This is a genomic window from Moorena sp. SIO4A5 (genome assembly GCF_010672005.1).
In the GTDB taxonomy this organism is placed as follows: domain Bacteria; phylum Cyanobacteriota; class Cyanobacteriia; order Cyanobacteriales; family Coleofasciculaceae; genus Moorena.
Genome location: NZ_JAAHHZ010000098.1, coordinates 1 through 23,603 on the forward strand (window position 1 = coordinate 1; position 23,603 = coordinate 23,603).

Sequence of the window (23,603 nt, forward strand, 5' to 3'; positions counted from 1 at the left end):
ATTTGTAGCCAATTTGAGAAGGTAACACCTTCCATCACTGGGAAAGAATGAGTCTTCCGTTGGGTAGCGCGCTGCTACACCGATTCCTGCACCGATCGCGCTATGTGAACTTTTGTCAGTCAACCAGGGAGCAACACCCTGTTCCCGGATTCAGTCAATGTTTACGGTCAACTAAATACACTGAGTCTTTAACGAAAATTCCCCGCGTCTCGACAAAGACCGGGGGGTGACATCTGAACTAAAATACTAACTTCAGATGATTGAGTTGTGTTGTTGCTGATCATTGCTTTTTCGTGACTCTGATCAGGGTATACGCGATACCTAAGTAAAAAGGTTATCTCTCGCGAAACATGTGAGTCGTGAGAAACAACCCACACACAAAAACAAAAACTCAAGAACTTTATTAGAACTTTGTCAGAAGTCCCAAGTCCCAGTCCTTGTATTCCTATGCTATACCAAGAATCCCGAAAAGAACAACCCGGAAACGCCCAAACAACTCCGCAATTATCAGACAAGGACACAGCCGAACTGCTGTCCACTGCGGTTTCAGAGAGTTTAGAGTTAGAGAAAAAAAATAATTGGCAAACTGGCCAAGACGTCAACCCTACTTCTCAGGAGGTGGCATGATGGGAAGCTGGAAATCCTTTTCCAAAAAAGATCGATGCCCTATCTGCTCCACCTTTGGGAGGAAGGGAGATGCACCTTGTGGTCATGACGGGCACAGGACAGAGGTCAACTGTACTAAAGCTTTAGAACTTGGAATCCAGAAAGGGGACATTGTAGGAAATTATGTTGCGATGAAAGAGGTCGGCGGAGTACAACAAGGAATGTTCTTCGTCCATCAAGACCATCTGAAACATGATCCCAACGCCCCCAAGAAAAAACAGCGGAAGGCTCAAACCCGTGAATGGATCTACTGCGACAAACAGGGTCGGCCAGTAGTCAAGGTAAGGCGAACCGATCCCGAGAAAACGATAAGGCAGTCTCGAATGACAAGTGATGGCCATTGGGTTAGCGGGCTTGGGGACTTAACTTACAAGGACTGGGAGGTTCTCAATTACCAGAAGGCCATAGAGGCTATGGAGCAGGAAAAACTGATCGCAATAACTGAAGGGGAACCCTGTGCTGATCTCGTTAATTCGTTTGGGCTGGTTGCAATTACTAATAAAGGAGGGACTTCAGGATTTCAGGCTGAGCAATACGAGTTTTTGGAGGGTTACCCACATCTGGTCTTTATTCCTGATATGGACAAGCCAGGGATAGAGCACATGCGAAAAATCCAAGAAGTGACAGGCCCCGGAAAATGGCTTTACCCTTACCCAGAAAGTGGAACATGGAATCACCTTCCTGCCGCTGGTGGTGCGGACATTGTTGACTGGGTAGAGGATGGAGCAACAAAAGAACAAATCCTAGCAGCGATCAGGACAGAAAAAGATATCGGAAATTCACAAGCTGTCAGACAGGGGAACCTGTTTGACCAGAAAAGAGGAGGTAAAGGCTTTGAAAAAACCTATATCCCATCTAGCGAGCTGGCTCTTACTCTTCAAATTGAAATAGTAGAACCATGCCTATCTGGGGCTGAGCGAAAAGGGAAGATTTCTGACCTCGCTAATAAAGCTGGTTGGCGAAATGCTGATGTGCGATCGCTGTTAGAAGATCTAGAAACAGAGCGTGATTACAGAGCTGAGGTTGCCGAGACGAGAGACGAAAATAACGAATTATTTACCGCCCAGGGAAAGAGACTAGATTTGTATTCGATTCTTCCTAAGCAATTAGCGACAGCTATTATAGCTTCGGCCAAGAGTGGTGGACTAGATCCAATGATGGTTTTCCAGCCAATGTTGGCAGCAGTTGGTACCTCGATGTCGAACCGAACAATAAAAATAACCAACACCTTCATTCAAAGCCCAATCATATGGCCTATTACCGTAGCGGGGCCCGGTTCTGGGAAGTCACCAGCAGCAGGAATTAGCCTAGGGCCACTAAGGGACAAAGAAGAAAGTTATCGCCTGGATTATAACGAGGCAAAAAAACAGTTAAAAAGGTTGCAGGATAACTGGGATTCAAAGTCGAAAGAAGAAAAAGAAGCAGCGATCGGGACAGAAGAAGATCCAGAGGAATTCAGGAACAGGAACAAAAGAAGACGGTTACTCGTTACCGGTAGTGCTACCCCTGAAGCTGTTGAGAGAATACTAGGAGAACAACCACAGTACTCTATACTTCTTCAGAACTTTGATGAGTTGCTCAAACTCTCCTCGATGGATCGTTACACCAAGGCTAAGAACTCTTACCTGGAAACATTACTTGAACTCTGGAATGGGTTAGCTGTAGGAGACATTGATCGAGTTAATGAGCAAAACTCAAGATTCCTCAATCGCCATTCAATAAACGTTCATGGAGGAGTGCAGACTGGCCGCGTCAGTCAATTATTTGACTTTAAAAATGATGCCAACGGAATGCTTGGTCGAGTACTTCCTACCTTGTACATGAGACCGAAGAATTTCGGTGTTTTAACAAGGACAAAAGTTGATATCAATCCAATGCTGGATGGCCTTTACAGTTACTTCCTGGATGCGCAAGACAAAGAAAATCCCAGCCAGTTAACCAGCACTCTTTCTTGCGAAGCTCGGGACTTATATGATGAGCATTACACACGACTCAGCTCTCTGCTCGTCCAAAAAGAAGATACGAATCCAGCCATTTCTCAGGTGTACGCCAAGATGCGGGTGAACCTAGCTCGACTAGCCTTAGTACTGCATGGAATCGAGTGCTTCTTTGAGCCGTCCAAAAATCTCAATATTGTAGAAGCTGGAACTATCCAACGGGCAGCGATATTGGTTGATTACTACATCGATCAGATCAAATTGATCCAAGGGCTTGTACAAAGGAGCGGGAACATCAGCGGAACCCTATTAAAGCTCTACAAAAAGCTCCAAAAAACCGGAAAAATAACCACTCGCGATATCACAAACTCTTGGCGTAATCCAAAGGACATTCAAGGTCGCATGAATGTTAAAAAGGCTCTAATCCTGATGGAAGAACTGGCATCCATGGGTAAAGGGTATCTAGTTGGTAAGGTCTTGTATTTAGAAGACCCAAGTGGAGGTGACGGCAATGATGGAGGAGGGTCTAACCCACCAAGCCCCATTCCTGATAACCCACCAAATACTGGAATTGAGCAGCAAGTACGAGAACAGATTAAGGAAGCACAGCTTGATATTTCCCCATCAATACCTGTCGCGGAACCAGTGTTAGTGGGGGTAACATCTGGTGCAACTCCCACCTTTGGTGCGCCTGAAGGAACAAGTATGCAGCAGAATCTGAAAGAGCTCAACGCTGAATCTAAACCGCAGGTGACAGGGCAACATCCTCCAAGCCCACCACCGGAAAGTCCTCCAATCCAAAAAGCAGCGGTAGCGGTACTGGAAAAACCTCCAGAGGAGCAGCAGACCAGGGCAAAGGGTTTTGGCCAGCCACAGGTAACCGCCAAAGCACCACCACAGGATGATCGCGATGATCCAAGGTTTGACTTATTTAAAAAGACCGGGAGCCTCTACCGGATAGTCAAGGACCACGACAACAGCTCGGTTCTCTTAACTGATGAATTCATTGGCTTTGAGAACACAAGCAAGAAGATAGGCTCTGTTCCGTTGAAGCTAAAGAGTGTACAATGCGTGGTTGAGCGTATTTCTTTGGAACCACAGATTTATCTCGTGGAGGAACTACGATATCAGAACGAAGAGGGGAGAGATGTGGTACTCAATACTTGTCCTCCAGGACAAATCCATTCTCCACTTATTCATTCTCCCGAAGTGCCCTTAGATCAAGTAATAGTCTTTGTTTATTCCGACGGGGTTCGCGATACTTAATTCCAAAGGCTGACATCCGACGGGAAGAGGTGAAATGAAGGGAATGCCTTACTGCTATCCCTAGCTTTGCGCTGCCTTCCTTTTGATGCCAATCCAAATCCCTTAACAAGGCTATATCCCTTTATACGCATGGGTCAGAGGGGATTTGCTGTGCCTGTCATTATCCCTTAACGAGGCTATATCCCTTTATCCGTATGGGTCAGAGGAGATTTGCTGCGCCTGTCATTGCCTGGAGTTGTTCGCGTTAATGTTGAAGCTTCCACCGCCTAGCTCAGGTGGGGTATGGATCGGTACACCTCTATAGGGTGAGACACGAGAGTTATGAAGCTCGACCAAAACCGCTTCGACTTCTCAAAAAATGTGTAAAGTGTAAAACAGCAAAAAAAGAAGTCAAAGAGTGAAACCCTTATGAGAAAAGGGGTTGCGGAAGATAAAAGTAAAAGTGTGAGATTTGTAAAATCGAGATCCCAGCTTAAATTCAGCCAGAGCCTCTGAATTTCCAACTCGACCTAGTTAGGTACACAATCCTTGGGGTAACAAAGCTTTGGACAGGTGTGGCTCGTACTGAACCTGCAAGGTCAGTGTGGGCTTCTTACGGGATTCCCCAAGACTGAAAGCCCCGTGTTTTTAGACCGGGGAGTGTCAAAGCAAAAGACGCAAAGCTTACCGAGTATCCGAACCGTTGGGTGGAATTGGTAAGAAGCCCACACTGACCCGCTAGGGCAACGTCGGGAGTATGTCACACGTGGGACACGTGGGACTCCTTTCACCGGAAAGTTGGGGAGTAAATACATTAACTAATTAACTTCAAAGAAAAAGATCGAAAAACGGACAAATATTTTTTTCACACAACACTCACTTTTTTTTATCAAGCCTTGTAACCCTTTCTATCTATATATCTCAGCCTCGATCTTAGTTTGTGTTATTTTTACACTTTTACACAATCCTTGAGAACATGTACAACTAAATACTGAGAATTAACTATAGGTATATGAGTCGAATCTGTTTTTGTCGCGATCGCATCAGTAACTTTCGCAAAACTAACCCTACTTTTGCTAAGTGGAAAATCGGATGTGCTCCGAAAGATGTAATAGAGGATCAATGCCGAACGACCTTAACCGAAGTCTACAGTACCTGGATCGATAATTGCGGGCAGGAGCACGATGTTCCATTCGCTTACGAATTTGTTCTGTAGTTAAAAATAGATACCTGGAAAAAAACTGCCCCAGGTTTTGCACAAATCAATCAAGAATATCCAATGCTAACAACAATCAACCAACTAAAAAATATTGAAGCCTTGCCAGGGGTACGCATTTGGCAAGTAATAGAGTCAACCCCAGAATTGATACTTTTTCATGACGACCTCTTAAATGAGCCATTCGACGAGGATGCCTTTTTCCAGGACATTCGAGCGGGATTGAAAGCTCATGGAGAGGTGTGGTTCATTGATGGATTTGCAATATCCAAGAAATCAGAGAACCTGTATTTGACCGCTTCAGAATGGGACGACTGGGTGCGTGACCGCTTGATAGAGAATGGCTGTATCAAAGAAAAAGAGCAGCCACCAAAGACTAAAACTATTGATCTGAGTCGCCTCGCACAGCAGTCCTCCTCTGTCTCAGACCAGAAAAAGAAGACGACAAAGGTAGCAGGGAAGGGGAAAAAGCCGGGACGCCCAGGGGTTAGCAAGAAGAAAAGACGTTGACGTTCCTTTTTTGTTAACCGCAGCTAACCGCAGTAAGCCGCAGTTTCTCAGGCCATAAACTCTATCGCTATAGTTAAGCAAGACAAAACAGACGGGAGTTGCTCTTCCCGTCTTCCGTCAATCAATTGCCACGATACCAACCATGATATTTAATTTAATCAACGAATCGCGAAGCCATCGCGCCAAAATCGAAAAGACAACAGAATTCCTCGGATGGATGGACGAACCTCCGGCCTTGCTGAACGTGGAAAAAGAGTGCGGCTTGTTCTAAGTAGGAGTCTCTAAAAACTAGAGAGGTATGACTTAGGTAACTCACGGGGGATAACCCCAAAAGTTATAACTGTCCGTTTTGGATGGCGGTGAAAACCCGACCCCCTGCGGAGACAGGTGACTCCCTACCTTGGCCACGCCGAGAACTAGGCATAACTCAGAGCGAAGCTGGCACCAGGCCGCAATCAGACCTAAATCAGATGTGGGACACTGGCGGTATCGGGGAGGTGACATGGATAACAGAAGCAAAAGTCCTGAAAAAGCGTCTAACCACGGAGCCGCAATCTGACTAGTACATGCGAGACTTGATTCCCTATATTTCTCACAGCGTTTTTCTTTTGATAGCTGTAATCTCCGAGAAGGGAATAGGCGAATTGGACTGTCCTAAATCACCAAAACAATCTAACGGATGGAACAAGTAAAAACGACAGCAATAATGGGTCTAAGGAACGGTCGAAACCTCAGTAAGTGATGCCACACTTAATCCCCACTGTCGGGTAGGATGCCATTAAATAACTGGTGGCGGGTATTCAGAGTATACAAACCTGACGGAGAGCATGGGTAGACACATGTCAAATAGATATAGTGACCTTTGGAAAAGCCAACAGTGGAAGAAGCTCCGCCAAAACCTTTTCCGCCTACAACAGCGAGTATATAAAGCAGTTCGAGAAGGTGACCTGAGGAAAGCTAGGTCTCTACAAAAACTCATCATGAAATCCCGCTCAGCACAACTATTGGCAGTCCGACAAGTGACCCAACTAAATAAAGGGAAAAAGACGGCTGGAGTTGATGGAAAGTCAAGCCTCAACTACAGAGAACGCATGGCACTGGTTGAAGCATTGAACCATTATTGTCACGACTGGCAACATAGTGGACTACGTGAAGTACCAATCCGTAAAAAGAACGGGAAGACCCGGATGCTAAAGATACCAACCATAGCAGACAGAGCATGGCAGTGTCTAATTAAATACGCCCTGGAGCCAGCACACGAAGCCACATTTAGTGGTGATAGCTACGGATTCAGAACAGGCAGATGCGCTCAAGATGTGCAAAAGCGGTTACAGATACACCTAGCATCAAACCACAACGGCATCACCAAACGCATCATAGAATTAGACATCAAAAAATGCTTTGACCGCATCAACCACAGTTCAATAATGGAGAGATTAATAGCCCCTAAAGCTATTAAGCAAGGAGTGTTCAGATGCCTAAAAGCAGGAGTTCACGCCAAATTTCCAGAATTCCCAGACCAGGGAACACCACAAGGTGGAGTGGTAAGCCCCTTACTAGCAAATGTGGCACTTAACGGAATAGAAGACATCCACACGTCACTGCGATATGCAGATGATATGGTGTTCATTCTAAAGCCTAAAGACAATGCTGAGAAAATCCTCCAGAAGGTTAAGGAATTCCTAGCTGAAAGAGGGATGGAAATAAGTGAAGAGAAGACCAAACTAACCAAAGCGACAAACGGATTTGACTTCCTGGGGTGGAAATTTCGCGTCAGAAAAGACGGAAAGTTCTCGTGTATTCCCTCAGAGGAAAATCACAGAGCAATCCGTCAGAAGATTAAAGCCGTGGTTAACCACTCGAATTATGGTGCCAAAGTAAAAGCTAAGAAGCTAGCCCCCATCGTTCGCGGATGGAGAAACTACCACAGTAGCTGTGATATGAGCAGCTCAAGGGACAGCTTATGGTTCATGGCCAATACTGCCCACCGAAAATTCCGAAAGGAAAAGAAAGTAAGTCGGCAAAGAGCAACTGAACTATGCAAAAAGGCATTCCCAAAAGTAGGATACAAACAAAACCAACACGTGAACGTAAAGGGGACTAAGTCACCCTATGACGGTGACCTAGTCTACTGGAGTAACCGAAACTCTAGGTTATATTCAGATGCTACTTCAGACGCATTAAAAAGGCAAAACCATTCCTGTGGACACTGTGGATTGAGGTTTCTAGAAGGCGAATCTGTACATCTCCATCATGTCGATGGAAACCACGACAATTGGTCAAAAAAGAACCTTTTAGCAGTCCACCAAAGCTGCCATCAACAGATACACTGGAGCATGCCGAAAGGCCGGTCAAAAGACTGAGTTTACCTAGGAGCCGTGTGAGGGGAAACTTTCATGCACGGTTCTGGAGCGGAGGTGCCCCGGATAATACCGGGCATCGACCGTAACAGACCTCAAGGCTTGTCCACAATACTCCATTAGCGAGGATGGCCGGAGGGTACTATTTCAGTGCCGGTATCTCACAGAACATGGAGGGGTGGAGTACTTTCCGGCTAAGTACGCTGCACCACTGGAAGAAAAAGAAGACCAGCAGGTGTCCGAAATGTTCCAGACGTTTGAGATGGGAGAAGGGCAATCTTCCATAGTTTTCGCGATCGCATCAGATGTAACGCACCGTAGTCCCATCTTTCGGAAGGTGGAGAGTGGGCTGAAAGCTTCTGAATCGTTCTTTTTCGACCAAGGGCAAGTCGGACTTACCCGGTGGTTGCGTCAACGTTTCGGTCCCTGCGACCATGTAGCGGTGGTGGGGTTAGAGACCCTCTCGCATGAAACGATAGTGTCCGAATTAAGGCAGCTGAACCTTTCTCGTGAGGCAATTGTTTCCCGTGGCATGACCCTACTGTTCTGGCTTTGTTCAAATGAATCCCTGGAGTACTTCCGAAAGTATGCCGGTGACCTTTGGGATATTCGCAGCATGATTGTTGATTTCGATTTACAGGAGGAAGTCGATGCGGCATGAATTTGACTTGACCAAGTGGTCTAACTCTGATCTTTTTAATTACCGGGGATCAGAAGCCAAAGACGAGAAGCTCAAAAGAGCTTTTGATTCGATCAGGAAGTATAACGAAAGCATTTCTTATAACCCAAAGAAAACTCTAGCTATCAACCTTTCCGTTTTGTGGAAACTAACTGGAATTTACCGAAAGTACATTAAACAGTGGGTTACAGACAACTGCGAATTCATCTTTCTTGAGAACAAAAAAGTTTGCCCAGATATTAAAGTGCCAGAAGATCAGGAGTGCAGCTACCAAACCCACCAAGTACCTTACAGCCGCTGCAATCATCAAAGATTCTCTAGGGACGAAGTAGCTGGACTGTTAGTTAAAATAAACCTTGATTTCTTATTTTATGAAGACAACTAAGACTGCCAAAATCACTGAAATATTCATTTCTGACCATCACAATTTTGCTCCATTAAAAATCGACACCACTACCGAGTATTGCCTGGAAGATGGGGAGACTTGGCACGATGTTGCTGTTAGATTGATAGATAAGCCAAATCCCCTTATCTGTGACTACCGAAGAGCGATAGCATTGTTAGATATCAATTACAGGGAAACGATGGAACCTACTACCGCTCTGTTGTTGGGGAAGTGCTATGCTGTATTGGGCGACAAGGAGAAAGCTAAAAGCTGGCTCAACAATGCGAGTGATGAAGGGTTTAGTTCCGAAAAAGAAGCAAAGGCTCTTTTTCAAATAGTACAAAATTCTCCTCATAGTGTTTTAACATATATTGGGCACAACTTTTCGACTAGGGGAGGAAGCAATGAAAGGTTGTTGAAAAATATTCAATATATTGAACAGCAGCTTGAAGAATTAAAGTGAAAAAGCTAAAAGTATAATTTTGGTATCTTGCACTTTACTTAAGTATAGAGACCGTTACCCTAGAGAGGTAGCGGTTTTTTTTATTTTTATGGTTAAAAGGAAGAAAAAACGGAAAGCCGACAAGGAACAAAGGCGATTACAGCGGAAGTTTGAACGGAGGCAGGTAAAGATTGACAAGGCAATCAAACGAGTTACTCTTCAATACCTGAATGCCAATACCCCTTTCCCTATCCTCCTAGAAGACGCTTACCTCGCCTTGGGTTATAAAAGTGAAGGCAAGGCTCTCAAGGGTTTGTATTCACTTGAGTTTACTGAAGGACAGGACTACTTGACAAAGCAGGGGAAGCAAAGGATTCTTGTAAGATTGACTCGTGAATGTTTAATTAAATGGGCAGAAGAAACGAACAGCAATGACTTGCTATTTTCCATTTTTCCTGAAGATGAGGAAGAATTCCCTCCGGAAGACGGATGGGGTGCCTTTTGGGATTACTGGAACAATTTTGATTACACTTTCCGAGGCGTTTAATCCGGTCTTTAACGCCCGATAAAGCAACAAAAAGACACAGTCGGAATTGTCCACGGTGTCTTTTTGTTGTCCATTTTTGAGCAAGAAGTAACTAACCGCAACTAATCGACCCCTTGTGTTCAAAATCCCTATCAAAACTTCAGCCAGCTCCCTGATAACTGCGGTTAGTTGCGGTAAATTGGGACAAAAAGCGATCGCGACAAATACGAAATCCTCGCGGGAACGGGTCCGAAAAACTCTCCAACAAAGGTTTTCAAACTTTTGTTGGAGAGTTTCTCACGACTCCGAAATGGAGCATCCGAACCAATAGGTAGAGTATGTTACTTCTTATAACATTAATTGAAGGTTTTTATTTTTTGCTTAGTATTAGGGGTTAATCGCATACCCAGCAAGGCTTACACGATTATAAATTGACCCTCGTATTAGGGTGCTTGACAATGACTTTGATTTTTGCTCCCAAATGAGTAAAAATGTTTTTGTGAATATGAAGACTGTTTTTCATTGACCTTGCGTGGTTATCGACGCATCTTCTAATGAGTCCTATTGTGGAAGACAAAGACCAAGTCAGCTTGGGTGATAAAAGTTTATCACCGACCCTCGGTATTAAGTTGACTTACGGGGAGAATCCACACTGTTCTTTTTTGTCCCCTTTTATCGAAACCTCCTGCAAAGATAACAAAAAGACGCAGCCAAAATCCCCAGTTACGCCCCTTTAATTAAAGGGTGGGGACAAAAGCTGTCAAGAAAATAGCCAAACTCCAGGCCAATGGCGGACTACAAAGGGGATACGTTCTGCAACAAGAAAATGGCTGAAACCCAGGCTGGTAAGGCTTTAAAAAGGGGTACATTTTATTCCGATTTTGTCGCGATCGCTTTCTAATATTGCCGAAATTCATAGGACATATCAACAATACACTTTCCGGAAAACGTTGATGATTAGGGAAAGATAGTTGTCACTTAAAACACTTTTCAGCTCTGGCTTATAGGCTCAGGTAATTCACTATAAATTGCTTTATTGCCTTCCGGAAAGCAATAATCTAGTCTTCACAGACTACCGAATCGAGTAGCCCCAGGGGAAACACATTTACCGATGGAGGCTTACGCCATCTGGACTTTCGAGTCGCTTATGGTTCAGAAGTATTACTTACATCGGTAAACGCCGATTTAACGGTGTAATCCGGCGCAGGTTCAGTTGGCTCGGCGGAGGAAACCGGACTAAGCATTGACAAGGCACTGATAGCCCCCCTTACTTGCTCGGGTCGCACCTCCAAGTACTTGTACAACTCATCCAATGTCCGATGCCCGGATATTTCCTGGATTACCCGCAGAGGGATTCCTGCGTTACTTAACTGGGTGAGTGCTGTCCTGCGGAAACTATGAGTACTGACCCCTTCTATATCCACACGCTTGCAAGCCTCCCGAAGGATCCAGCTGGCGGCATCTGAGGTGAGATGCCCTTTTCCATGCCTTCCAGGGAATAGATAGTTTCCCCATGAAGGAGGGTGGTAGTCCGTTAAGTGTTTCCGCAGATCTTCTAGTACTGGGATGGTCCGGGTGGCAAGCTTACCTTTGGTGTTCCCTTTCCTGAATAGGACAACGGGGCGAACAGAACCTTTGCGATCGTAAACATCCCTTATTCTTAAGGTCACCGCTTCATTGACCCGACAAGCAGTGTAGAGCATCACGGCAAACAGTGCCCGGTCTCGTGGCGGGTTAAGGGTTGCCCCTTCGTTGAACAGGAGCTGGATTTCCTCTGCTGTTAATATCTTTGCCTGGCCATGGCGGTCGATTTTCATGCCGCACGCCTCAATACACCCCTGCCTATTTATTGAACAACTTTGGTGTGCCCTGGTCAAATATATTTTTTTTGCAATCGTTAAGTAGTATTATCCGAACCTTGGAAAGCTCAAATTCAACAACTACTAGTCACATAATTATTGACTTTATTTTAGAGGAAATAATTTTGATGCTAAAGAAAAATCAAACCTTCCAAGAGAAGGTTCAAACACTAGTAGTAATTGTAATGTTTGCCGTATCGACTGCCTTCGCGTTCTTTGATGAAAATCAACGAGCTAACTACTTGATATTGACAGGAAAAACAGCGAGCGAATTGCTAAACAAGTCATCAAAGGAACAAAATAAGCCTAAGGGGAAGGGTTCTAATAAACCCAGACCTTGATATCAATAAGCGTTCGCTAGCCAACGCCCTTCGGGCTAATCGCTCAAGCGCGGAAGCTGAGGCCGTAGGCCACGCGGAAGCGAACGCTTCATCGCTGACAAAAAGACAAAATCAATCTCAAAATCATTCTGACATTTTAAGGTCAATCCGGAAGTCCTTCAATCCGTTTCATCCTGTTCTCTGGGGACATGCTTCGTTCTACTCTCCAAGCAGTTCCTCGTCCAATTTTTCCAGACTTGATGAATGTCCATGAGCCTCGGGTATACTTATTCTCACCCTTTCCGGCTTGAGGCTTAACCCCAATAAGTTCCTTCACCTCCAAAGTTGTCAGTAGCCAGCCCTCTTCAGCAGCAACTTTCAGCTGTTGATGGCGGTCGATTACTGTCACAGGTTTTCCGGCATTAGGCAGAGAGGCACCGTAAGTGATCGCGTAGCGGAAACTTTGCTTCATCGCATCGATTAACACCTCTAATGGTTCCCGTTCAACCTCCCAAGAACTTGTCCGGTGAACGTCCACTGGACTGTCCGGTGAACTGTTCAGGGAGATAGCTTCCTGACTGTTTTCGGTAAACTCTTGGGTCAATAATGTCTCAAAGTCTTCAAACGTCCCATCCCTTTCCAAATGGTTGTGCAAGCGATCCAACTCCTCAAGCTGTTCACCTGACACAAAAGAACGAGTTCCCTCTTTGTTGGGTTTGATATTGGCATGTTTGAATCGCTCATAAAGGGCGCTGCGACCTATGTTATATCGGCTCTGTAAATCCTTAACCGGGATTTTGTCTATTTCCTGATTCATAACCATTCACCGGATGTCCACCGGATGTCCACCGGATGTCCACTGAACATTTTATATCTATGTAGAGGGAATAGGAAATTGGGAATCGGTAATTAGGCTAGAAACCGCTATATTCATTCCGTTGAGATATTTTTGGTTTGGATAGATCTATTGAATATTGTGCAATCGTGGTCACTCCGTGCGTGTAAAACATACATGCAAAGGATTAAAGGGTGTGGCTAATTTGGTTGTGATCCCCTTAAATTACGTGATTGCCATCACTCTGAACTGCTCGGTTCTGGTCTCCCTGAATAACCCGGTTGCCATCACCTTGAAAAGTCCGCATTTCAATGTTTTTAAAATCTTCAGCCTGATGCTCAGCCGATAAATTCACATCAGGCTGTTGTGAGCCAGAATTCTGATCAGGTGACTGGCTTATAAGTTAGTTCTACAAACCTATAATGTGTGAAGCAGCAGCAGCACCAAACCAATCTGCTATTTGAAGAATGATAGGTTTGGCTTTGTCCCAGAGAGTTTTACCTGCATCAACTTTTCTACTAGCTGTTTCGAGGGTTTCTGCCACACTTTCGAGGTTGGCGAGTACGGTTTCTTTCTTCGGTTTTTCTTTTTCTGTGGCTTTTTTTGCGGCACCAAGATACATAATTACTTCTTCTTTGGTATCCTCTGGTAGTTCTGCCCCTTGTACTAATTTATCCAGTTCTATGAATGACTCAATAACCTGCTCTTTTGTTAGCGGTTCTTGGGGTGATGTAGTACCTTGACTTTGGGTTACTTGGTTGTTGTCGCCAATAACACCTTGGTTATTGTCAGATTTAATGGTGCGGTTATTGTTACCTTGAACATTGTTGATATTGCCATCAACAGAACCACCAACGGAAAATCCACCGGGATTGTTTGTCATAATACCTACCTGTTCTACTTGTGTATTTGTATAATAATTAGGCTTCTTTAAAGCCGTATTTACCATAGTTTCTAAACTACTAATTCTGCTATCTTTTTCTGCCATTAAAACTTGAACTTTATTTTCTTCTAGAGCTTTAACTTGAGTATAAATTTCAAAATATTCTGCACTTAATTCTGATTTGTTAGCTTCCTGTGCAGTTTTAGCACGGAGTAAAAACTTATCTTCTCCCTTTACTTCCATTCCCGCAATCCTCAGTTCTGCATCGGGATTTTTCTCTGCTAACTGCTTAAAGGAAATAGCGATCGCACGGGGATCAACGCCTTGACTATGGTATAGGTCAAGGGTGTCAACTATGGGTTTGATGAAATCACCAAATTCTCCATCATTAAACACCTCATTCCTATTATCTGGTTTGCGCCAAGGGTCAGGATCTTTTTTGGTGGGTAATCGCATAAACACATACTCACACCTTACCCCATTGAATTTAGTTTGGCTGGTAATCCCCCAATCTTCAATAAATGCCCCTGTTAAGGTTGCGCCAGTAAAATCTGTTTTGTCTAGTTGGGCTTGGACTAATTTTGCCCTGGATAAGTCAACATCTTGCAAGTTTGCTTTACTGAGATCTGCCCCAATAAAGTTAGCACCTACAAGATTGGCTCTGGCTAAGTTAACTCCTCTTAGGTTACCATGGTCAAAGTTTTTCTCTTGTCCTTCTCCTGTAATCACCAATTGGCGTACATCAGGGTTTTCCAAGTAAGTTCCTCCGACTTTGGCTTGATCAAGTTTTTGGGCATTATTAAAGCAAGTGTGAGTCAGATTCGCTTGAAAATTTGCACTTTTGAGCACGGCTTGAGTAAAGTCGGCATCCGTTAAATCAGAACCCAGGAAGCTAGTGCCTCCGATAGCAGCAAAGGTAATAGCAATCGAACGAATAAAAACAAATCTATTGTCCTCCCTTAACGCTAGTCTACCATTATATCCACCCAATAAAGCCCCAACTAGGGCTAGATATATGGAAATCGCTATATGTAAATCATTAAACTGGACATCAGAGTTGGCATTATTCACATCTAACCCCACTTTGTATCCAGCCACAGTCCCAATCATGTATGTAATCAAAGTCAGAACTGCGGCAGTAGGTTTGGTCAAAATTATAATCAAATTTAGGGATATACCTAAGGCAAAAGAGAAAGCCATTGTCACTGCTGTAAAAACCCCAGCAACAGCTCCAGCTATAATCCCGTTAATTATATTTAAAGCAGCAGTAATAGCTATAGCTGTTGCACCGACTACAGCACTAGCTCCTAAAGCCCATACTAGATTTTGGAAGTGGGTAACAATCAGGAAGACTCCCACTAGAACAAGGGATATCAAACTACTTCCAACAATGTATTCATTACTTCTAACTGTAAAAACCAGAAAATCAACTGCAATAATACCAGAGAAAGCTGAACCAAATGCGGCTATTCCTGACAATAACAATGACAAAAGTATTATAATAATTTTCCAGTGAAGTTGTAGCCCTGTCTTAACTTTACTGAAGTTTGCTCCCCTCAAATTAGCCTGTGTAAAATTTGTCCCTCGAATATCTGCACCTCTAAAATTAGCTCCCGATAAATTTCTCCCCTTAAAAGACAAACCTCGGAGATCTGCACCCTTAAAATTCCTTTGCCCATGGGCATATTTATTTACAATTTCACTGGCTTTCATAGTACATAGACGTGAAGTTATTAGCTATATTATTAATTCAGAAAAAAAATCTTAAAAATTATCCTAGTATGGCTAAGATAAATTATCCTAAAATAATACCTATAGACCTTATTTAGTAAGAGTTTGATTAATTTATAAAAGCAATGGCACTAAAAATATAGTTTTCGTTTATTAAATCCCTTGCTATTTAAGGGGGTAAGCTAATTTAAGCTACTCATTAAAAATTAATAAACACATCTAAATATCAAAAAAAAAACTCATCTAGTGATATTTTCCTCAATTGATTAAAAAGAGGAATGGATTTTAGAAGAGGGAGCATGTCAAATGCGCAGAACAAATGTACCAAAATAACTCATAACTGCTACTGAAGCCCCGAAAACACTGTAGTTCAAGCGTTTGTAGTTCAAGTGTTCTTACAAAATTGACCTGCTCCCTTTAGAAGATATCTAGTATCTTCTAAAACTTAGATATACCTCACCAGCCATGGCAATATTGCATGTAACTATAAAGATTTATCATTTTCTCTTTAAAGATTTATGCATGGAGAGTGACATGCAATCTGAAGTCCTTACTGGTTAGTAATTTCAGCTATATAACAATCTCAGGTTTACTAGCAGGGTAGTGGAACGGGCATCTTTCCTGTTCTCTGCTATCGAGGATGGGAATATCTTCGGGACATGGGTTATCGCGCTATAGTCCCATTACCCCAACATCAGGAAACTTCCGAACTCCCGCCAACAGCAGGGAATGGACGAACATCGGAGAGGGGCTACTGCCAGTGATGCGTCGAGTCTGGACACAAGATGGTGACCAACCGATTGCCCAGGTCAAACATCAATATCAATGGTTATGGGTCTATGCTTTTGTTCACCCGGAGTCGGGAGAAACCTATTGGTGGCTTTTGCCAAAAGTGAATACACAACTGTTCAACCCTTGTATTAGCAGATTTTGCCCGAGAATTTCAATGGGGTTTGAATAAACGAGTGTTACTGGTGGTAGACCAAGCGGGATGGCACATGGCATTAGATGTGGTGTTACCTGTTGGGATTCATCTAAAATACCGATAATCCCCCAAATAGGCGTTAATCCCCGTCAAAGGGTTTCAGTTGATTACCCCGTTGAAAAAAAACATAAAGAACCGATTCCTGCCGTTGTGGGACAAGGGTAATGCTCCGCAAGCGAAGCATTACCCTTGACCATCCTCGACCAGTTGAAGAACATTTCTCAGATTGCTGAGGGGGTGACATGCAAGCTGAAATCCTTACTGGGTAATACATTCAGCCGATATGTTTAAAAAAAAATACATGGTGTTTTGGGCTGACCTTGGACGTAGTTATAAGGGTTTTAGCTTGCCATTAAATCAATCGAGGGTCAATTTGGGAGTTTTTCTTGGCTAAGATAACTGGCATCAAAGCCTTATCTAGTAAGCTTTTCAGGGCTCATGTCACCCCCTCAGCTCAGATTGAGCACACCTGTCATCGCAGTCCTGTCAATTTTATGATTAATCTGTTGGGTGGGCTGATTGCCTATTGCCACCAGACAAAAAAGCCTTCCCTCCGCCAAAAATTATTACCTCTTCCACTTAACTAAAACTGACGTTAAAATAACAATAGACCTCTTGCAAAAGTCTTTCGTGGTATAATAAAAAATTGCAAAACTTTTTATTTAGCCTGCGCTTAAGACTAACAAACTTGCTTTGTAATCTCTTTGTGTATAAGCGTAGTATACAATTTAGCTGATTTTCACAAAATTTACCATTACAATTCAAAATATTTTTGCAAGAGGTCTAATATTTCTAAAAATTACAATCAAATCGGGTAAGGATCTGTGCCAATTATCAAAAGTACAAACGTAGTTGATGGTGAGCCAATTGATATCTATATTGAGGTAGATGATATTCCCCCTTCAGTTGATGATGACGATGATGATGATGAAATCTTTCGAGATAGTACAGCAGAAAAAGTTGTACAAGCTGTGGGAGATGTATTTGGAAAGGGTTTGGCTTTATCTCGTAGCTGTGCTGTGCAAACTGTCCACAGCCTCAATAAGATGAGTCATGATGTCAAACCCAATGAATTCGAGATCAAACTGGCAATTAAGCTGGATTCTAAAGCAGGTGTACCAATCCTCGTTAAATTGGGTGCAGAGGCACAGATGGAAGTCACAATGAAATGGACACTGAAAGAAACTCCTACACAACCCTAGTAAATGAAAAATCCCCAATTCAGATATTGCCCTACAGCTTAATTGTTGGCCAAGACCAGCTAAAGTTGGCGCTGGAACTGGCTTACATAGCCCCTCGTTTGGGTGGTGTATTGCTCAGCGGACAGCGTGGTACAGCTAAGTCTACAGCAGTGCGGGCGTTTACTCAGATGATGTATGGCTGCCTCCCCGTCACTCTGCCAATAAATGCCACAGAAGACCGAGTTGTGGGAGGTTGGCGAATTGATGAATTGATGCGGAGTAACCCTGTTGAACAAAAAGGATTGCTGGAAGAAGCTAATGGCAGTTTGCTTTACATCGATGAAGTCAACCTACTAGATGACTATATTGCGAACATTATTCTCGATGTCACTTCGACTGGAATGCTGGTTGTGCAGAGGGAAGGAAGAAGTAAACAAAAGCAAGTTTTCTTTACTCTAGTTGGCACCATGAACCCAGAAGAGGGGGGGCTACGACCTCAGTTACTGGATCGTTTTGGTTTAATGGTGAATGTGACAGCAGAAACAAATGAAGCTGAGCGTACGTTAATTTTGCAAACCGTTTTGGATTTCGATGAGGCGTTGTCCCAACTAAAAGCGGGTCAATCATCACTTTATATTGATAAAGCCTTAGAAAGAGACAGGGAGCGCAAAGCAAAACTGGAAAAAGCACGTCATAATTTTTATAGCGTTAAAATGCCGATAAATATTGCCAGAAACTGCGTTAGGCTAGCAGTGGTTTTCCAGGCTGAAGGGAACCGGGCTGACTACATCATCGCCTTGGCAGCTCGTGCTTATGCGGCGCGTAAGGATGCAAAAGAAGTTACAAATGACCATGTAGAAGCGGTGGCTGCATTAGCACTGCTACACCGTCGCCCAGAAGCTCTCCAGAGCAATCAAATGCAGTGGAAGGATGAAGATAAGCAGCAAGTCAAGAAAACTCTTAGCAGTGATTAATAATCCTATATTATAGATTTTTGGTTTTCCGATTTCAATACCTCAACAGGGGGAGAATTAGTATAAATTAACGGTTTATAGCGTTTATAGGACTCATGAGGTACAGTATTCTTGACGTTGATTCCCTGTTGTAATGCAGGGCATCCCTATTCCTTCTTATGTCTTCCCTGTTCCCTGTTCCCTGTTCCCTGTTCCCTAAAATCCAGACATTGTGTACCTCACAACTCATAGAATTGCTATATCAAAATCCTCTTAAGCTTTTCAGCACTGATGTGCTAACTCCTTCAAGCCTCCCATGTCAACCCAAAATCCAAAATCCAAAATCCAAAATCCATTCGATGATTCATTTACGTTAGCATTTGCTTGTGCTGCCATAACTCCAAAACTTCGGAGTATTTTGGTGTTCGATACTACACTACAATCGTTGCAGTTAGCAGCTCAAAACATAGCTCAGATGCTAGAGGCAGTCACCGGAGATCGGGTTGAATTGGTAACTTTGGCAAACTATGAATCCGAGGATAACCTGTGGGGAAGCTTGGAATTGAGTGGCGAGTCAGAGGAACAACCCTTTCAATGGGAACGGGGGTTGCTGACAGTGGGACAGATGAGAAATCCTCATAGGGTAGTGGGGCTTGCCAATGACAAGCAAGATACCTGTCTCACAATAGTTGTCATTCCCGACTTGACCAAGTTAAGCCTTGCAGCCGCACGAGCTTGTGTAATACTGATGGGGGCAGATGTGGCACATTTAGAGCGTCACGGACACCATTTGCAATGGCAACCGAATCTCTGCTGGATGGCAGGCTGTGCCAGTCAAGAAGTGGGAATGGTATCTCCCCATCTGCTAGACCGCTTTGCCTTACGGCTCAGCGGGCAGATAACAAGAAGCACCGATAGAGTGACGGAAATGCTAGAATTGCTTAATGAGCGAAACTCAGTCAAACAAACGCATTTAGAGCCTCTCTCGGGCGAAATTAGTCAACTTCTGAAACAGGCTTTACAAGTTCGTCCAAAAATTACTGTTCAAGCTCTTAGCCGCATCTTAAATTATACTGCAACGTTGGAAGTGTACAGTCATCGCCGGGAAATAGCCTTAGCACGACTATCTCTAGCAAATGCACGATTGAAGGGTGCAGCCGAAATGACAGCAGAACACGTCAATGCTGTAGCACGGATGATTGGCTTAAAACCAGTTGCCAAGCAGACCGAAAAATTAGCGAACACAAATGTGCCTGACACTCCAGCACCCAACAAACTTTCCAACACTAGGGGTGGCGCAAAATCTTCTGCAACAGAGCATTCGCAGTTATCCACGGTTAAAGTACTCGTGTACGAGTCGGATAAATCAGAAGCCTTGCCATCCACGTCATTGACACTTAGTATTTCTTATAATTTACCAATCCATCCTTACCCGGAGGATAAAGCACCTGTTAAGCGGGAAGCGGCTTCCCTTAAGTTTCCCATCCGTCGTTTTCGCTCAAAGACTGTAGCTCGCGGTCCGATTGTTGGTGTAAAAAAAGCGACAACTGCCCAGGATCTTGCTTTGGTGAGGACATTGTTAGAAGCAGCAAAATTTCAACCGATACGTCAAAAAACAGTAGGAACAGCTAATATTGGATTAATATTGTCACCCACAGATTTGTATAGCTATCGGAGAGCGCCTATAGCAGAGCAAATGCTGATGTTGGTACTTGATCACACATGTTTGAAAAATTGCAAGTGGCACGAAGCTTTGTTGCCCTACCTCAGTTGGGCATATGTGGAACGGGCTAGTATTTGCCTGATTCGTGTGGGATCGGCGGATGCACTTCACGAGTTACAAGCCGAAAAGGTGATGGCACAAAGTATCCTAACTCCTCGTATTAGTGACGCAATTGAGGTTAAAGGGGGTAAGGCGACTCCTCTAGCTCATGGGTTGGATTTGGCATTGCAGACTTTACGTCATGCTCTGCAACACGGTCGCAGCATCGTGCAGCGGGTAGTACTGGTGGTGATAAGTGATGGGCGGGGTAATGTGCCTCTTGAAGCTAGTCGCTCTAATCGCAAACCACAGAATATTAAACGACAAGGCATTGAAGATGCTTTAAACATCGCTAAAGCTATTGCAAGTTTGGATAATGTACAGACGCTGCTGCTAAATCCCCAGTCCAGAGCATACCCTGAGTTACCCTTAGAACTGGCTAAGGCGTTAGGGGCGAAAGTTGTTTTAATTCCCCAGCAGGAAACATGGGAGTTGGAACCGTGACGAATAAATTAATCCAGAACATAACGGCCAGTACAAACCCACAGAAGCAAGATTTGTTCTCTGACGGAATGTCAGCAGACGAACTGTTGCAAGAAGAAGCAAGAAACTTACCAGCAGGGTATATAAAAACGACGGAAGAAGAATTAACTAAAGATAATCACATTTACAATATTAGTTTTTCTGCCAAGCTTGATGCAAAGCTCAGGAACGAAGTAGTTATTTTTTATGTAGTCGATGAAGGTGGGAAGTACCGCGTGCGGGCATTTAATTCTATCCAAGAAATGCTAGACATAGGTGATAATGATCCACCAACCTTACCCATATCCTTTAGCCTACAGATGCAAGGAAAAGACCAAAAAGAACAGTTACGAAAGTTACGGGATTTTCCGGGGGTGATGAGATTATATTCTCAGAAAAGACCTGAAGCACGCCAACTTATTAAATGGCTAATTTACTTGCAAAAAAAACTCAAATCTTTCCAGCAACAATTGTCATATGTCATCATCAATGACAAGACAAATTTGGAAATTCCTTGGGAAATGTTGCAATGGCAAGAAAAAAATGAAGAGAATCAAAAAACATTTCATTATCTAGGGGCATCGTTCATTACTGTACGTTGGCAAGATATTGATAATCCAGAATGCTGGGATGAAAATAACAATTTATTAAATCTAGAGTTTAAGCGAGAAGATTGTTCAGGAGATATAGTTGCTTACACCAACACAGCTTTAAACAATGTTAAAGAAGAAATCTTAACCCTGAATCAGTTTAATGCGACTTGTCATGATAATCCTCATAAGTTTCTGAATTACTTAGAACAAGTCCGTTCTAGAATCAGCTTAGTGTACATTGCCAGCCATGGCTTTTTTGACGAGGATATTTATCAAACGAGTATTGGAGAAGAAAATAGAAAAAACCAGATATCGCTCAAAAGAATTAACAAGTATGATTTTGATTGTTTCAAAGCCTGCCCCAGTATTGTTTTTCTGAACGCTTGTCATTCGGGGCGTTTGGGTAAAGATAATATGATGAGTCAAAATTATCGCACGGGGTTTGCAACCTTTTTTCTAGAAAGAGGAGCTAAAGGGGTAATTGGCACTCTCGGTAAAGTTCTAGATCAATACGCAGTAAAAGTTAGTAATAATTTCTTTGAGGAATATCAGCGCTGCCCAGAGCTTTCTGTGGCTGCTATTTTCCGAAATATGAGAAAGCAGGTTGCTGAAATTTATAGAAAACGGAAAGATGACGAAACTGAGCGTTTGTTTCTTTTTACTTTCATGTATATCTACTATGGTAACCCGATGACCGTACTCCGATTTCCTCAAACAGGAGGACAAACTAATGTATGAAAATCGGCATCTACCTATATCTGTGGAGCCGATGATTAGCTATCCCCGTAAAGCGCAGGTGGGTAAAAATTACCTGATGACCATTGACTTGCAACTATCTAAAGATAGCGAGTGGCACTACGAGGAGGAGGAGTATCCTGTCCACTGTATGCTGGAGACTTCCCCTCTGTTTAGTAGCAAGCCTGTGGGGGAAGCAACAATAGTGCTACACCGCTTTGGGGGAAGTTATGGTCCTGCTAAATTTCTTCTGAAAGCAGCACAGATAGAGATGGAAGGGAAGATAAAGATAATTTTGGTTAATCGTTGGGGTGTGCCAATTAGAGTGCTGCGTCTGGACAAGGTGCAAGTCAGACAACAGTCTAACGATAGTCCCAAACTCGTCATTGATTACGAAGAAGTTCAAACTGTTAGTAAGATCACAAATTGGATAATGAAGGGACTGGGTAGTTATACTGACGGGGCGACGAAACAGGCTGAAATGCTTGGTATGTCAAGCTAGGATATTTTTTGATCAAGTTGCCAAGGTTCGTTTGCCTTGCGACTAATCCCCCCAGACCCTCATAGGGCAAGGTTTCTAGTCAACGAATCGCACCTGTTTAAATTACGTAAAATAGTTTGGGTGTTGGGATGATTCTCTCCCAGGAGCTGTTTCGTAAGCTCTAAGGCTTGTTGGTAGAGGGGTTCCGCTTCTGAGTACCTACCCTGGTCTTGGTACAGTACTGCCAGGTTGTTGAGGCTGGATGCGACATCAGGGTGGTTTTCTCCCAGCCGCTTTTTCCTTAGGTCTAAGGCTTGTTGGTAGAGGGGTTCCGCTTCTGAGTACCTACCCTGGTCTTGGTACAGTACTGCCAGGTTGTTGAGGCTGGATGCGACATCAGGGTGGTGTTCTCCCAGCCGCTTTTTCATAAGCTCTAAGGCTTGTTGCAAGAAGGGTTCCGCTTCTGAGTACCGACCCTGGTTATAGTACAGTACTGCCAGGTTGTTGAGGCTGGATGCGACATCAGGGTGGTGTTCTCCCAGCCGCTTTTTCATAAGCTCTAAGGCTTGTTGCAAGAGGGGTTCCGCTTCTGAGTACCTACCCTGGTTATAGTACAGTCCTGCCAGGTTGTTGAGGCTGGATGCGACATCAGGGTGGTGTTCTCCCAGCAGCTGTTTCGTAAGCTCTAAGGCTTGTAGGTAGAGGGGTTCCGCTTCTGAGTACCGACCCTGGTTATAGTACAGTAAAGCCAGGTTGTTGAGGCTGGATGCGACATCAGGGTGGTTTTGACCCAGTAG

The 23,603-nt window shown here is 43.7% G+C and carries 21 protein-coding genes and 3 pseudogenes; 19 read left to right on the top strand and 5 right to left on the bottom strand.

The genetic code is table 11. The features are described from left to right. Window positions 1-411 precede the first annotated feature (411 nt). The 10 genes from F6K57_RS24530 to F6K57_RS24575 all read left to right on the top strand — a co-directional run bounded on the left by F6K57_RS24530 (window position 412) and on the right by F6K57_RS24575 (window position 9,987). Window positions 412-627 (top strand): hypothetical protein, encoded by a 216-nt coding sequence (locus tag F6K57_RS24530; RefSeq protein WP_293071273.1) that lies wholly within the window; start codon window positions 412-414, stop codon window positions 625-627. Beyond that, window positions 579-3,869: a DUF3987 domain-containing protein gene (locus tag F6K57_RS24535; protein WP_293071275.1), complete on the top strand. Its 3,291-nt coding sequence runs from the start codon at window positions 579-581 to the stop codon at window positions 3,867-3,869. Before F6K57_RS24530 ends, F6K57_RS24535 begins: the two co-directional genes overlap by 49 nt. 991 nt (window positions 3,870-4,860) lie before the next feature. Then, on the top strand, window positions 4,861-5,064 hold the full coding sequence (locus tag F6K57_RS24540; protein WP_293071277.1) for a hypothetical protein: 204 nt from the start codon (window positions 4,861-4,863) through the stop codon (window positions 5,062-5,064). Between the two features lie 63 nt (window positions 5,065-5,127). Next, a complete protein-coding gene (locus F6K57_RS24545; protein WP_293071279.1) occupies window positions 5,128-5,574 on the top strand; it encodes a hypothetical protein in 447 nt (148 codons plus the stop codon). 359 nt (window positions 5,575-5,933) lie between these two features. Next, a complete protein-coding gene (locus tag F6K57_RS24550) occupies window positions 5,934-6,137 on the top strand; it encodes a hypothetical protein (protein ID WP_293071281.1) in 204 nt (67 codons plus the stop codon). A 276-nt stretch (window positions 6,138-6,413) separates the two neighbouring features. Beyond that, complete coding sequence (locus tag F6K57_RS24555; RefSeq protein ID WP_293071282.1) at window positions 6,414-7,937, top strand: reverse transcriptase domain-containing protein; 1,524 nt, start codon at window positions 6,414-6,416, stop codon at window positions 7,935-7,937. Window positions 7,938-8,112: 175 nt separating this feature from the next. Further along, window positions 8,113-8,595 carry a hypothetical protein gene (locus tag F6K57_RS24560; RefSeq protein ID WP_293071283.1) on the top strand — a complete coding sequence of 161 codons (483 nt, stop codon included), beginning with the start codon at window positions 8,113-8,115 and terminating at the stop codon, window positions 8,593-8,595. Next, window positions 8,585-8,998 carry a hypothetical protein gene (locus F6K57_RS24565; protein ID WP_293071284.1) on the top strand — a complete coding sequence of 138 codons (414 nt, stop codon included), beginning with the start codon at window positions 8,585-8,587 and terminating at the stop codon, window positions 8,996-8,998. The genes F6K57_RS24560 and F6K57_RS24565 overlap by 11 nt, the downstream gene beginning before the upstream one ends. Then, a complete protein-coding gene (locus F6K57_RS24570) occupies window positions 8,970-9,461 on the top strand; it encodes a hypothetical protein (RefSeq protein ID WP_293071285.1) in 492 nt (163 codons plus the stop codon). Before F6K57_RS24565 ends, F6K57_RS24570 begins: the two co-directional genes overlap by 29 nt. An 88-nt stretch (window positions 9,462-9,549) precedes the next feature. After that, window positions 9,550-9,987, top strand: a complete 438-nt coding sequence (locus tag F6K57_RS24575; protein ID WP_293071286.1) for a hypothetical protein — start codon at window positions 9,550-9,552, stop codon at window positions 9,985-9,987. Window positions 9,988-11,111: 1,124 nt separating this feature from the next. On the opposite strand, the gene F6K57_RS24580 is transcribed toward F6K57_RS24575, so the two are convergent. From F6K57_RS24580 to F6K57_RS24590, 3 genes are all read right to left on the bottom strand, one after another. Next, window positions 11,112-11,783 (bottom strand): site-specific integrase, encoded by a 672-nt coding sequence (locus F6K57_RS24580; protein WP_293071287.1) that lies wholly within the window; start codon window positions 11,781-11,783, stop codon window positions 11,112-11,114. Window positions 11,784-12,308: 525 nt separating this feature from the next. Then, a complete protein-coding gene (locus tag F6K57_RS24585; protein ID WP_293071288.1) occupies window positions 12,309-12,962 on the bottom strand; it encodes a hypothetical protein in 654 nt (217 codons plus the stop codon). A 427-nt stretch (window positions 12,963-13,389) separates the two neighbouring features. Then, on the bottom strand, window positions 13,390-14,961 hold the full coding sequence (locus tag F6K57_RS24590) for a pentapeptide repeat-containing protein (protein WP_293071289.1): 1,572 nt from the start codon (window positions 14,959-14,961) through the stop codon (window positions 13,390-13,392). A 10-nt stretch (window positions 14,962-14,971) separates the two neighbouring features. Here F6K57_RS24590 and F6K57_RS24595 point away from each other — a divergent pair, with 10 nt between their 5' ends. Further along, window positions 14,972-15,379, top strand: coding sequence for a hypothetical protein (locus F6K57_RS24595; protein WP_293071290.1), 408 nt, complete (start codon window positions 14,972-14,974; stop codon window positions 15,377-15,379). 59 nt (window positions 15,380-15,438) lie between these two features. Here the strand turns inward: F6K57_RS24595 and F6K57_RS42135 are convergent. Then, window positions 15,439-15,576, bottom strand: a pseudogene (locus F6K57_RS42135) (pentapeptide repeat-containing protein); the annotation flags it as partial. 658 nt (window positions 15,577-16,234) lie between these two features. Here F6K57_RS42135 and F6K57_RS24600 point away from each other — a divergent pair. The 8 genes and pseudogenes from F6K57_RS24600 (at window position 16,235) to F6K57_RS24635 (ending at window position 22,827) form a co-directional block, all read left to right on the top strand. After that, entirely contained in the window at window positions 16,235-16,555 is a 321-nt protein-coding gene (locus F6K57_RS24600; protein WP_293071291.1) for a hypothetical protein, read from the top strand. 115 nt (window positions 16,556-16,670) lie between these two features. Beyond that, window positions 16,671-16,807 (top strand): annotated as a pseudogene (locus F6K57_RS24605) (transposase); the annotation flags it as partial. Window positions 16,808-17,031: 224 nt separating this feature from the next. Beyond that, window positions 17,032-17,166, top strand: a pseudogene (locus tag F6K57_RS24610) (IS982 family transposase); the annotation flags it as partial. A 237-nt stretch (window positions 17,167-17,403) separates the two neighbouring features. Next, window positions 17,404-17,781, top strand: coding sequence for a CU044_2847 family protein (locus F6K57_RS24615; protein ID WP_293071292.1), 378 nt, complete (start codon window positions 17,404-17,406; stop codon window positions 17,779-17,781). Further along, a complete protein-coding gene (locus tag F6K57_RS24620; RefSeq protein ID WP_293071293.1) occupies window positions 17,748-18,734 on the top strand; it encodes an AAA family ATPase in 987 nt (328 codons plus the stop codon). The genes F6K57_RS24615 and F6K57_RS24620 overlap by 34 nt, the downstream gene beginning before the upstream one ends. Before the next feature lie 295 nt (window positions 18,735-19,029). Next, complete coding sequence (locus F6K57_RS24625) at window positions 19,030-20,979, top strand: hypothetical protein (protein ID WP_293071294.1); 1,950 nt, start codon at window positions 19,030-19,032, stop codon at window positions 20,977-20,979. After that, window positions 20,976-22,328 (top strand): CHAT domain-containing protein, encoded by a 1,353-nt coding sequence (locus tag F6K57_RS24630; RefSeq protein WP_293071295.1) that lies wholly within the window; start codon window positions 20,976-20,978, stop codon window positions 22,326-22,328. The genes F6K57_RS24625 and F6K57_RS24630 overlap by 4 nt, the downstream gene beginning before the upstream one ends. After that, window positions 22,321-22,827 carry a hypothetical protein gene (locus F6K57_RS24635; RefSeq protein WP_293071296.1) on the top strand — a complete coding sequence of 169 codons (507 nt, stop codon included), beginning with the start codon at window positions 22,321-22,323 and terminating at the stop codon, window positions 22,825-22,827. The genes F6K57_RS24630 and F6K57_RS24635 overlap by 8 nt, the downstream gene beginning before the upstream one ends. A 59-nt stretch (window positions 22,828-22,886) precedes the next feature. Here F6K57_RS24635 and F6K57_RS24640 read toward each other — a convergent pair. Continuing rightward, window positions 22,887-23,603: tetratricopeptide repeat protein (locus tag F6K57_RS24640; protein ID WP_293071297.1), on the bottom strand; the 717-nt coding region annotated here is incomplete at its 5' end.